This window comes from Pseudomonas neuropathica, assembly GCF_051174785.1.
Taxonomy (GTDB): Bacteria; Pseudomonadota; Gammaproteobacteria; order Pseudomonadales; family Pseudomonadaceae; genus Aquipseudomonas; species Aquipseudomonas neuropathica_A.
This window is the reverse complement of sequence record NZ_CP195111.1, coordinates 1,925,620-1,937,859: the sequence shown is the minus strand read 5'-3', so window position 1 is coordinate 1,937,859 and position 12,240 is coordinate 1,925,620. Positions and strand designations below refer to the sequence as shown.

Sequence of the window (12,240 nt, the reverse complement as noted above, 5' to 3'; positions counted from 1 at the left end):
AGCGACCACGCGCAGGGCGACTTCGTTGACTTGTCCGGTCGCCGAAGACACTTCGCGGATCGAACCGTGAATACGCTCGACGAAACGGTTGAACGCGGTACCGAGGATGCCGAATTCATCGTTATTGACGATGGTCAAGCGTTTGGTCAGGTCGCCCTCGCCATCAGCGATATCTTCCATGGCGCGGGTCATCACGTGCAGCGGCTGGATCAGCAGGCGGATCAGCATGCCGAGCAGGGCAATAATGATCGCCACGGCAATCACGGTCGCGATCACTGCCGAGGTGCGGAATTCGCTGAGCATCGCAAAGGCCTGATCCTTGTCCACCGACAGGCCGATGTACCAGTTCACCGACGGCAGGCCTTTGATCGGCGCGAAGGTGACGATGCGGGTCTTGCCGTCGACGGTGACTTCACTGAAGTCGCTGCTGATGCGCGGGGTGTCCTGCGGATAGGCTTCTTTCAGTGATTTCATTACCAACGCCTTGTCCGGATGCACAAGGATCTTGCCGTCGGCGCTGACCAGGAACACATAACCCATGCCGTCGAAATCGCGGGCGGCGAGGGTGTCGACCAACGATTGCAGGCTCAAGTCGCCGCCAACCACACCCACGCTCTGACCGGCCTTTTTCGAGGCGGTGGCGATGGAAATGATCAACTGGCCGGTGGCGGCGTCGATGTACGGCTCGGTCAGGGTCGAGGTGCTGCTGCTTTCGGCACCTTTATACCAAGGGCGCACCCGTGGATCGAAACCGTCCGGCATCTTCGCATCCGGGCGGATGGTGAAGTGGCCGGTGGCATCACCGAGGTAGGAAGCCATGAACGTCGACGTCAGGGCTTTTTGTTCCAGCAAGCTGGCGACGTTGGCAGGTTCGGGATTGATAGCGATGTTCTGGGCGGCGTTCTCGATCAGCAGAATGCGGCCGCTGAGCCAGGTCTGGATATTGCCGGCAGTGACCTCGCCCATCTCGTTGAGGTAGTTGTTCAGGTCATCGCGGATCGCATTGCGCTGCAACCAGTCGTTGTACAGCGTAAACGAGGCGAAGGCAGCGATGACGATGAGGGCGGCGGCAAGCAAAATTTTATGGCTGAAGCGCAGATTTTTGTTCATGGCTTGGGGTTCCGCTAAGGTCTTAATGTCCAGGGCGTGCTTTTATAGAAGCGCGCAAAATGGGCAAGGGTGAAAACAAGCTGATATTTCCGTCTCTCCTTAGGGAAATGTCCGGCCTGACTTGTGGTCGGGTCTCTCACTCTTCTTTATCGGCCATGCAGAATCAAAGATTAACCATTGGGTGACAAAATGCCTGACTCCTCGCAACTCGTAATTGGCGCTGATCTCGCAGGCCAGCAGATTGCTCAGGCCATGCGCCTGGCGAACCGCCACGGACTGGTCGCCGGCGCCACCGGTACCGGTAAAACCGTCACCTTGCAGCGTTTGGCCGAGGCGTTCAGCGACGCCGGCGTCGCGGTGTTTGCCGCTGACATCAAGGGCGATCTGTGTGGCCTCGGTGCCGCAGGCAATCCGCAGGGCAAGGTGGCCGAGCGCATTGCCGGAATGCCGTGGCTCAACCACAAGCCGCAAGCCTATCCGGTGACCTTGTGGGATATCCACGGTGAGTCCGGTCATCCATTGCGTACCACGTTGAGCGAAATGGGCCCGCTGCTGATCGGCAGCCTGCTGGAGCTGACCGACAGTCAGCAGTCTGCGCTCTACGCAGCGTTCAAAGTCGCCGACCGCGAAGGCCTGTTGCTGCTGGATCTGAAAGACCTGAAAGCGCTGCTCAATCACCTCAAGGACAATCCGCAGCTATTGGGTGATGACGCGGCACTGATGACCACCGGCTCCAGTCAGGCGCTGTTGCGCCGCCTGGCGATCCTCGAACAGCAGGGCGCGGAGGCCTTGTTTGGTGAACCGGCCCTGCAACTCGAAGACATTCTGCAACCGACTGCCGATGGCCGTGGGCGCATTCATTTGCTTGATGCCAGCCGTCTGGTGCATGAAGCGCCGAAGGTCTATGCGACGTTCCTGTTGTGGCTGCTGGCTGAGTTGTTCGAACAGTTGCCGGAGCGCGGCGATGCCGATAAACCGCTGTTGGCACTGTTTTTCGATGAGGCGCATTTATTGTTTGGCGATACGCCCAAGGCCTTGCAGGAGCGCCTCGAGCAAGTGGTGCGCCTGATCCGCTCCAAAGGCGTTGGCGTTTATTTCGTCACACAGTCGCCGGCGGATTTGCCCGATGACGTGCTGGCGCAGCTTGGCCTGCGCATCCAGCATGGCTTGCGCGCGTTTACCACCAAAGAGCAGAAATCCCTGCGCGCGGTGGCCGACGGCTTCCGGCCGAATCCGGCGTTCGACAGTCTGTCGGTGTTGACTGAACTGGGGATTGGCGAGGCGCTGGTGGGGACGCTGACGGAGAAAGGTACGCCGGAAATGGTCCAGCGCGTGCTGGTGGCGCCACCGCAATCGCGGATCGGGCCGCTGACCGAGACCGAACGCACGCTGCTGATCGCGGGGTCGCCGTTCAAGGGCCGCTATGACAAGCCGATTGATCGCGAGTCGGCGTATGAAATTCTGATGGGGCGCAAGGGCCTGGCGCCTGAAGCCGAGGCACCCGCCGGAAAGCCTGCGCCTGAAGAGCCGAGTCTGGCCGACAGGGCTGGGGAGTTCCTCGGCACCGCCGCCGGCCAAGCGCTGAAATCGGCGATGCGCCAGGCTGCCAATAACCTTGGCAAACAACTGGTGCGCGGCTTGATGGGCTCTTTACTCGGTGGCAGCAAACGCCGCTAAACCCTGTGGGAGCGAGCTTGCTCGCGAAGGCGGCCAGTCATCCGACATTGATGTCGTCTGACACGACCTCTTCGCGAGCAAGCTCGCTCCCACATTGGAAATGTGTACACATTTATCTAGAAGTCAGGTTTTGTTTTTGGCGTGCGCCGCCAGTCGTTCGAGCGCCGCGCGCAACCCCGGATCAGTGATCCCGTCTGCCGTCGCCTGAATCGTCGCCGCCGCATCCGTGGACAAATCCATCGTGTGCCCGGTTGCCCCGCGCTGTACTGTCGGTGGCTGCACCTTGAACAGAATCCGCGTCAGACTGGCGAACTCGTCGAACATCTGCAATTGCCGCTGCAAGCGTTTTTGCTGGTAACGCAGGCGTGTGGCCCAGTGGCCATCAGTGACAATCAGCAACAGACTGCCCTCACGCCATGAAGCGACATGGCAGTGTTCGCGGGCGGCAGGTTGCAGTTGGCTTTCGAGCAGGCGTTGCAAATGCCCCAGTCGCTGGGCATGGCCGAGGATGGCTTTGAGCGGCTTGGCTTCGCGCAGGAGAACGGCGGGTGCTCTGGCCGTAAGAGGGCGGAATGCCATGATCGAACACCTGAAGTAACAGAAACGCCATGGTAGCAGAAAGGCCGAAATCACTCGCCCATTGCTTTTGCCCCCGCTTTACCCATTAAATCAACGACTAACTTCTGCCTTGTATGACTTGAAGTTGAGCAAAACGCCCCTATTTTAAGTGAGCCCCGTCAAAGCGCAGTGCCAGCATCGTGGAACATCGCCACTTTCCTCACTTCCGTTTCCGGGTAGAATGCTCGTTCGCATGCGGCCATGAGGGCTGCACGGGCGACGCTCACGGGGCCGCCCTCCATCCCTTTAGTGTGGAAGATCCTGCCGATATGTTTGCGCCTTTGTTAAAGAAACTTTTTGGAAGCAAGAACGAGCGTGAAGTCAAACGCATGCTCAAGACGGTGCAGCTCGTCAATGCCTTCGAAGAGCAAATGGTGGCCCTTTCGGACGATCAGTTGCGCGCCAAGACCGATGAGTTCAAGGCTCGCATCGCCAAAGGGGAAACCCTCGACAAGCTGTTGCCAGAAGCCTTTGCGGTCGCCCGCGAAGCCGGCAAGCGCATCATGGGTATGCGCCACTTCGACGTGCAACTCGTCGGTGGCATGACCTTGCACGAAGGCAAGATCGCCGAAATGCGCACCGGTGAGGGTAAAACCCTCGTAGCGACCCTGGGTGTTTACCTCAACGCACTGTCCGGCAAGGGCGTGCACGTTGTGACGGTGAACGACTACCTGGCGCGTCGTGACGCCAACTGGATGCGTCCGCTGTATGAATTCCTCGGCCTGACCGTCGGCGTCGTGACGCCGTTCCAGCCGCCGGAAGAGAAACGTCAGGCCTACGCCGCCGACATCACCTACGGCACCAACAACGAATTCGGCTTCGACTACCTGCGCGACAACATGGCGTTCAGCATGGAAGAAAAATTCCAGCGCGAACTCAACTTTGCCGTGATCGACGAAGTCGACTCCATCCTTATCGACGAAGCCCGTACCCCGCTGATCATTTCCGGTCAGGCCGAGGACAGCTCCAAGCTGTACATGGAGATCAATAAACTGATCCCGCAGTTGGAACTGCACGTCGAAGAAGTCGAAGGCGAAGTCACCAAGGCTGGCCATTACACCGTCGACGAGAAGACCCGTCAGGTCGAACTCAACGAAGCCGGTCACCAGTTCATCGAAGACATGCTCACCCGCGTTGGCCTGCTGGCTGAAGGCGAGAGCCTGTACTCGGCGCATAACCTGGGCCTGTTGACCCACGTGTATGCCGGTCTGCGTGCGCACAAGCTGTTCAATCGCAACATCGAATACATCGTGCAGGACGGCCAGGTCGTACTGGTCGACGAACACACCGGTCGTACCATGCCCGGCCGTCGTCTGTCCGAAGGCCTGCACCAGGCCATCGAAGCCAAAGAAGGTCTGAACATCCAGGCCGAGAGTCAGACCCTGGCCTCGACCACGTTCCAGAATTACTTCCGTCTCTACACCAAGCTGTCCGGCATGACCGGTACCGCTGATACCGAGGCGTTCGAATTCCACCAGATCTACGGTCTGGAAGTCATGGTCATCCCGCCGAACAAACCGTTGGCGCGTAAAGACTTCAACGACCTGGTGTTTCTGACCGCCGAAGAGAAGTACGCGGCGATCGTTGCGGACATCAAGGAAAGCATGGCGGCCGGTCGTCCGGTGCTGGTGGGTACTGCGACCATCGAAACCTCCGAGCACATGTCCGCATTGCTCGTGAAGGAAGGCATCGAACACAAGGTTCTCAACGCCAAGTTCCACGAAAAAGAAGCCGAGATCATCGCGCAGGCCGGTCGTCCGGGCGCGCTGACCATCGCTACCAACATGGCCGGTCGTGGTACTGACATTCTGTTGGGCGGTAACTGGGAAGTGGAAGTCGCGTCGCTGGAAAACCCGACCCCTGAGCAGATTGCCCAGATCAAGGCCGACTGGCAGAAGCGTCACCAGCAAGTGCTGGAATCCGGCGGTCTGCAAGTGATTGCGTCCGAGCGTCACGAATCGCGCCGTATCGACAACCAGCTGCGTGGTCGTGCCGGCCGTCAGGGTGACGCCGGTTCGAGCCGCTTCTACCTGTCGCTGGAAGACAGCCTGATGCGCATTTTCGCCTCTGACCGGGTGAAGAACTTCATGAAAGCCCTGGGCATGCAGCCAGGCGAAGCGATCGAGCACCGCATGGTGACCAACGCGATCGAGAAGGCGCAGCGCAAGGTTGAAGGCCGTAACTTCGACATCCGTAAGCAACTGCTCGAGTTCGACGACGTCAACAACGAACAGCGTAAAGTGATCTATCACATGCGTAACACGTTGCTGGCCGCCGACAACATCGGTGAAACCATCGTCGATTTCCGTCAGGACGTGCTCAACGCTACCGTCAGCGCGCACATTCCGCCGCAATCGCTGCCAGAGCAGTGGGACGTGGCCGGTCTGGAAGCGTCGATTGCCAGCGATTTCGGCGTGACACTGCCGATCCAGCAATGGCTCGACGAAGACGATCACCTGTACGAAGAAACCCTGCGCGAGAAGCTCATGACCGAGCTGATGGCGGCGTACAACGAGAAAGAAGACCAGGCCGGTGCCGAAGCACTGCGCTCGTTCGAGAAACAAATCGTGCTGCGCGTGCTGGACGATCTATGGAAAGACCACCTGTCGACCATGGACCACCTGCGTCACGGCATCCACCTGCGTGGCTACGCCCAGAAGAACCCGAAGCAGGAATACAAGCGCGAGTCGTTCACGCTGTTCTCCGAGCTGCTCGATTCGATCAAGCGCGACTCGATCCGTGTGTTGTCGCACGTTCAGGTGCGCCGCGAAGATCCGGAAGCCGAAGAGCAACGTCTGCGTCAGGAAGCCGAAGCACTGGCCGCCCGCATGCAGTTCGAGCACGCCGAAGCGCCAGGTCTGGAGCAGCCGGAAGTACTCGGTGAAGAGGTCGATGTGGCCCTCGCCACTGCCCCGGTTCGCAACGAGCAGAAGCTGGGCCGCAACGAACTGTGCTACTGCGGTTCGGGCAAGAAATTCAAGCATTGCCACGGGCAGATCCAGTAAAACCCGTTTCAACTGCTGAAATACCCGCGCCGCGACCGGCTTCTGCCGTCGCGGCGTTTTGCCATTTAAACCACCGTTGCTGCGCGTGACGGTGCTGACATCATTGAGTAAGGAGCGCATTCATGGCTGTTGGTCTTGGTCCTTTGCCAACGTTGTACCCGGTTGCCGGTTTTGAACTCGGTATCGCCTCCGCCGGCATCAAGCGCCCGGGGCGCAAAGATGTCGTTGTGATGCGCTGCGCCGAAGGCTCGACCGTGGCGGGCGTGTTCACCTTGAACGCCTTTTGCGCCGCGCCGGTGATCCTGGCGAAGAAGCGCGTACAGAATGCCGTGCGTTATCTGCTGACCAACACCGGTAATGCCAACGCCGGCACTGGCGAGCCGGGCCTGGCCGCTGCCGAGCGCACCACCGCCAAATTGGCCGAGCTGACCGGCGTCGATGCCAGCCAGATTCTGCCGTACTCCACAGGTGTGATCGGCGAGCCATTGCCGGTCGAGAAGATCGAAAGCGCGCTGCAAGCCGCGCTGGACGACCTCTCGGAAAACAACTGGGAAGCCGCTGCCACCGGCATCATGACCACCGACACCCTGCCGAAGGGTGCCAGCCGCCAGTTCGAGCATGACGGCGTGACCATCACCGTCACCGGTATCAGCAAGGGCGCAGGCATGATCCGTCCGAACATGGCGACTATGCTCGGCTACATCGCCACTGACGCCAAAGTCTCCCGTGACGTCCTGCACAATTTGATGCTCGATGGCGCGAACAAGTCGTTCAACCGCATCACCATCGACGGCGACACCTCGACCAACGACTGCTGCATGCTGATTGCCACCGGCAAAGCTGCACTGCCGGAAATCACCCGTGCCGAAGGCGAGCTGTTCGCCAAACTGAAGCAAGCGGTGTTCGAAGTGTGCATGGACGTGGCCCAGGCCATCGTGCGCGATGGCGAAGGCGCGACCAAGTTCGTGACGGTTGAAGTGAATGGTGGTGGCAATCATCAGGAATGCCTCGACGTCGGCTATACCGTGGCGCACTCGCCGCTGATCAAGACCGCGCTGTTCGCCTCCGACCCGAACTGGGGCCGTATCCTCGCCGCTGTCGGCCGTGCTGGCGTGCCGGATCTGGACGTGAGCAAGATCGACGTGTTCCTCGGCGAAGTGTGCATCGCCAGCCGTGGTGCCCGTGCTGCCACCTACACTGAAGCGCAGGGTTCGGCAGTGATGCAGCAGGAAGAGATCACCATCCGCATCGAGCTGGGTCGCGGCGATTGCAGCGAAACCATCTGGACCACTGACCTGTCGCATGAATACGTGAAGATCAACGCTGAATACCGCACCTGATCCAAGACCGGGTCGCTTCTTTCGCGAGCGGCTCGCTCCCACAGAGGATTTGTGGCAACACGATCCAATGTGGGAGCGAGCCTGCTCGCGAAGACGGCAGCTCAAAGAATGTAAGTCTCCAGGTTTCTCCACTGACGAAAAGGCGCCACACCCATGTCCCTGCACCTGATCATCGGCGACAAACTGCTTTCCTCCTGGTCCCTGCGTGCCGCCCTGGCGCTCGAACTGACCGGCGCACCCTACAGCGAAGAACTGATCAAACTCGGCAAGCCCGACACCCGCGAGCTGTTGCTCAAGCATTCACCGACCGCCAAAGTCCCGCTGCTGCAAACGGCGCGCGGCACCATTGCCGACTCACTGGCAATTGCCGAATACCTCGCTGAACAGTTTCCGTCCGAGCAGCTCTGGCCGAGCGATATTTTCGCCCGTGCCCAGGCACGATCGGCCTGCGCACAAATGCACAGCGGCTTCTTCGCCATGCGCAATCACATGCCGTTCAACCTCAACCATGACGCACCGCTGAACCCGGTACCGCCAGAGGTGAAGGTCGACATCGAGCGCATGCTCGCGCTGTGGGCCGAATGCCGTGCCGCCGCGACCGAAAGCGGGCCGTATCTGTTTGGTCGTTTGAGTCTGGCCGATGCCTTCTTCGCGCCGATTGCCGTGCGCCTGCGCACCTATCAGGTGAAACTGCCGGCCGCCGACGAAGCCTATGTTGAAACCGTCTACCAATGGCCCGCCTTCAAAGCGTGGCAAAAGGCTGGACTGGAGGAGTTGAATCCGTGAAACGTGTACACGTCGCCGCAGCAGTCATTCGTGATGACAGTGGCAAAATCCTCATCGCCCGCCGTGCCGACACCCAGCATCAGGGCGGTCTGTGGGAGTTTCCCGGTGGCAAGGTCGAGGCTGACGAGTCGGTTGAAAGCGCGCTGGCACGTGAGCTGCACGAAGAGTTGGGCATCGTCGTTGGCGCCGCCCGACCGCTGATCAAAGTGCGTCATGATTACCCGGACAAACAGGTGTTGCTGGATGTCTGGGAAGTCTCGGCATTCACCGGCGAACCGCACGGTGCTGAAGGGCAGCCGTTGGCCTGGGTCTCGGCGAAGGAACTGGCGAGCTACGAATTCCCGGCCGCGAACCAGCCGATCGTTGCGGCGGCGCGTTTGCCGGCGGAGTACCTGATCACTCCTGAAGACCTGGAAACCCCGGCTCTGCTGCGCGGAATCCAGAAGGCGATTGCTGGCGGGATCAAACTGATCCAGCTGCGTGCGCCGAACGGCTATGACCCCAAGTATCGCGATCTGGCCGTCGATGCGGCCGGCCTGTGTGCCGGCAAAGCGCAGTTAATGATCAAAGGGCCGTTCGAATGGCTCGGTGATTTCCCGTCTGCCGGTTGGCACATCACCTCTGCACAATTGCGCAAATACGCGGCGGCTGGGCGTCCGTTGCCGGCGGAGCGCTGGTTGGCGGCGTCGTGTCACAACGCTGAAGAGCTGGCGTTGGCCGAGCAGATGGGCGTGGATTTCGTCACGCTGTCACCGGTGCAGCCGACGCTGACTCACCCGGAGGCGCAGCCGCTGGGCTGGCAGCAGGCTGAGGAGTTGATTGAAGGCTTCAGTAAACCGGTGTTTCTGTTGGGCGGGGTTGGTCCGGCTGAGCGGGACAAGGCCTGGAATGTTGGCGCGCAGGGTGTCGCGGGGATTCGCGCGTTCTGGCCGGATTCTATGTAAAGGCTGCTGGCCTCATCGCGAGCAAGCTCGCTCCCACATTTGACTGCATTCCAACTGGATGAACCCAATCAACTGTGGGAGCGAGCTTGCTCGCGAAGGCGGACTGTCAGGTGCTACTTTTCTGCAGGCTTGACCGCCGGTTGCCAAAGAATCTCCGCAACCCCCTGCCGCCGCGCAATCAACCGCGCCGCGACAAACAGCAAATCCGACAACCGATTGATATACGCCAGCCCAACCCCGGCCAACGGCTCGATCGCATTCAAATGCTGACAACGCCGCTCGGCACTCCGCGCCAGGCTCCGGCATACATGTGCCTGCGCAATCAACATCGAACCACCCGGCAAAATGAAGTTCTCCAGCGGCCCCAATTCCTCGTTCCACACATCGATCGCGGCTTCCAGTCGGTCGATCTCAGCCGCATTCAACGCCTGATACTCCGGCATCGCCAACTCGCCACCCAGATCAAACAAGCGGTGCTGACAAGGCGCCAACACCTCGATCAGTTCATTCAACCCCGGATAGACCTCACGCTCGGCAATCAATCCGGCCAATAGCACGCCGACCTGACTGTTCAGCGTATCGACCTCACCAATCGCTTCGATGCGCGGGTGATCCTTGGGCACGCGGCGGCCGTCACCCAGGCCGGTTTCACCTTTGTCGCCGGTGCGGGTGTAGATTTTCGACAGGCGAAAGCCCATGGGTTACCTCGATAATTGATTGGTTTCGGCAGCGATGGGCAGCGGTTGCGACAACGGCAGGCGCAAGGTGAAACACGTGCCTTGGCCCGGTGCTGACTGCACCTCCATCTGCCCTTTGTGATTATTGGTGATGATGAAGTACGACACCGACAAGCCCAGCCCGGTGCCCTGGCCGATTTCCTTGGTGGTGAAGAACGGCTCGAAGGTACGCTTGCGCACGTTCTCGCTCATGCCGATGCCGTTATCCTCGACCTGAATCTCGGCCCACGGTGGATTGAGTCGGGTGCGCAGAATGATTCGCCCCGGCTCGCTGTCGTCTTCACGCTGATGGATGGCCTGCGCGGCGTTTTTCAGCAGGTTGAGCAGCACTTGCTCAAGTTCGTTGGCGGTGCCTGGCACCGGACCGAGCGCCGGGTCGAACTGGCGGATGATCGCCTGGCCCTTGAAGTCGAAACCGATGGCCAGATCGAAGTCGTTGCCAGCGATTTCTACGGCTTGATCGATCAGCGCCGGCAAGTCGCACGGCGCCATTTGTCGGGTGCTGCGACGGCTGAAGCTGAGCATGTGGGTGACGATTTTCGCCGCGCGAGCGCCGGCCTGTTGAATACCATCGAGCAATTGCGGGACTTCGCGGCCCTGCAAGTAGCGGTTCACGGTGTCCAGCTCGATGCCCAGTTGCTCGGCGGTTTCGAGGTTCTTTGGCAAATCTGCGGACAGGCGTCGGCGGATGTTCTGCACGTTGTGCAGGATCGCCCCCAGCGGGTTGTTGATTTCATGGGCCATGCCGGCGGCGAGGCCACCGACGGAGAGCATTTTTTCCGATTGCACCATCATTTCTTCCAGCGACAGGCGCTGGGTGATGTCATCGATACGGATCACCACACCACGCCCGGCGCCGCCCATCAACGGGTAGAAGGTCAGCGCGTAATGCTTCGGTTCATCGTCCTTGAACCACGTCACTCGCTCGATTTTCGCCACGGTGTGCTGTTCGACGGTCTGCTTGAGCTGCGGCAGAAACGGCTTGAGCGGTTCGAAGGCGAGAAAGATCGGCTGATTCAGCGCCTCGTCCAGCCGAGTGCCGGAAAGGGCGCTGGCCTCCTGGTTCCACTGGGTGACGTAGAGCTGCTCGTCGAGAGCGATCAGCGCCGAGGGCATTGAGTCGATGATGCTGTTGAGGTAGTTCTGGAAACCGGTGAGCTTCTTCTCGATCTTGCTGCGCACCTGGACTTCCAGTTCCAGCTTGCGGTTGGTGTGGCGCGTTTCCTCGGCCAGCCCCTGGGCCTGATCGTAGGCGGCTTGCGAGTCATCACGGGCGCGTTTGAGCTGCTGCTCGCGAGCTTCGATGCGCGACAGCATGGTATTGAACGCCTCGGCGAGGCTGCCGATTTCGTCGTGGTTGCCGCGTGAGGCGCGCAGGGCGTAGTTCTCCTCGCGGGTGACCTGACGCGAGAGCTCTTCCAACTGATGAATCGGCCGGGTAATCAGACGTTTGATCTGCCGGGCAATCACCAGCCACAACAGCACGCTGAAAATCAGAATGCCGAGGCTCGCAGTCAGGGTGCCGGTGTAGAAGGCCATCGGCAGTTCGCTGCTGGCCACCAGCAACAGATGGCCCGGCGCAGTGCCGGGGCGGGGCAGGGTGATCAACTGGTTGCTGCGAAACTCGGTCAGTTGCCACGCCTCGATGTGCCGATAACGTTCCGGCAGGCTGAGTTTTTCACCGCGCTGCACTTGCGCCAGGCGTTCGCCCTTGCCGTCATACAGTGCGGCGGCGCGCAGCGGTGAGTAGCTGTCGAGTTCTTTGAGCAGGCGCTCGGCGCTTTGCGGCGATTGCAGGGCTTCGCTGACCAGACTCGGGTTGGCAATCAATCGGCCGATGGTCTGCAAGGCCTGCGGCGCCATGCTTTCCTGGGAGATGTAATAGGCGGCGCTGATAAAGGTCAGGTTGGCGACCAGCAGAACCGTGGTCAACAGCACCAGCAGGGCGGCCAGCAGTTTCTGGCCGACCGGCAGGTTTTCGAGGCGCTGGCGCAATGGCATCAGGTTTATCGCAGCAAAGGAA

General features: G+C 60.2%; 8 protein-coding genes and 1 pseudogene. 5 read left to right on the top strand and 4 right to left on the bottom strand.

The window, feature by feature from the left end; genetic code table 11:
* Window positions 1-78: 78 nt before the first annotated feature.
* Window positions 79-1,110, bottom strand: a pseudogene (locus ACRRSD_RS08825) (HAMP domain-containing protein); the annotation flags it as partial.
* A gap of 189 nt (window positions 1,111-1,299) precedes the next feature.
* Between ACRRSD_RS08825 and ACRRSD_RS08820 the strand changes: the two are divergent.
* Window positions 1,300-2,787: a helicase HerA-like domain-containing protein gene (locus ACRRSD_RS08820; protein ID WP_435037826.1), complete on the top strand. Its 1,488-nt coding sequence runs from the start codon at window positions 1,300-1,302 to the stop codon at window positions 2,785-2,787.
* Between the two features lie 123 nt (window positions 2,788-2,910).
* On the opposite strand, the gene ACRRSD_RS08815 is transcribed toward ACRRSD_RS08820, so the two are convergent.
* Window positions 2,911-3,366, bottom strand: a complete 456-nt coding sequence (locus ACRRSD_RS08815; protein ID WP_435037825.1) for a DUF721 domain-containing protein — start codon at window positions 3,364-3,366, stop codon at window positions 2,911-2,913.
* Between the two features lie 308 nt (window positions 3,367-3,674).
* On the opposite strand from ACRRSD_RS08815, the gene secA reads away from it, so the two are divergent.
* From secA to ACRRSD_RS08795, 4 genes are all read left to right on the top strand, one after another.
* Entirely contained in the window at window positions 3,675-6,410 is a 2,736-nt protein-coding gene (gene secA, locus ACRRSD_RS08810) for a preprotein translocase subunit SecA (protein WP_435037824.1), read from the top strand.
* Window positions 6,411-6,532: 122 nt separating this feature from the next.
* Window positions 6,533-7,750 (top strand): bifunctional glutamate N-acetyltransferase/amino-acid acetyltransferase ArgJ, encoded by a 1,218-nt coding sequence (gene argJ, locus ACRRSD_RS08805; RefSeq protein ID WP_435037823.1) that lies wholly within the window; start codon window positions 6,533-6,535, stop codon window positions 7,748-7,750.
* Between the two features lie 153 nt (window positions 7,751-7,903).
* Window positions 7,904-8,536: a glutathione S-transferase family protein gene (locus tag ACRRSD_RS08800; RefSeq protein ID WP_435037822.1), complete on the top strand. Its 633-nt coding sequence runs from the start codon at window positions 7,904-7,906 to the stop codon at window positions 8,534-8,536.
* A complete protein-coding gene (locus ACRRSD_RS08795) occupies window positions 8,533-9,480 on the top strand; it encodes a Nudix family hydrolase (protein ID WP_435037821.1) in 948 nt (315 codons plus the stop codon). Before ACRRSD_RS08800 ends, ACRRSD_RS08795 begins: the two co-directional genes overlap by 4 nt.
* A gap of 113 nt (window positions 9,481-9,593) precedes the next feature.
* Here the strand turns inward: ACRRSD_RS08795 and ACRRSD_RS08790 are convergent, their stop codons facing one another.
* Both ACRRSD_RS08790 and ACRRSD_RS08785 read right to left on the bottom strand, forming a co-directional pair.
* On the bottom strand, window positions 9,594-10,178 hold the full coding sequence (locus ACRRSD_RS08790; protein ID WP_435037820.1) for a cob(I)yrinic acid a,c-diamide adenosyltransferase: 585 nt from the start codon (window positions 10,176-10,178) through the stop codon (window positions 9,594-9,596).
* Between the two features lie 3 nt (window positions 10,179-10,181).
* On the bottom strand, window positions 10,182-12,218 hold the full coding sequence (locus ACRRSD_RS08785; RefSeq protein WP_435037819.1) for a sensor histidine kinase: 2,037 nt from the start codon (window positions 12,216-12,218) through the stop codon (window positions 10,182-10,184).
* Window positions 12,219-12,240: the final 22 nt, after the last annotated feature.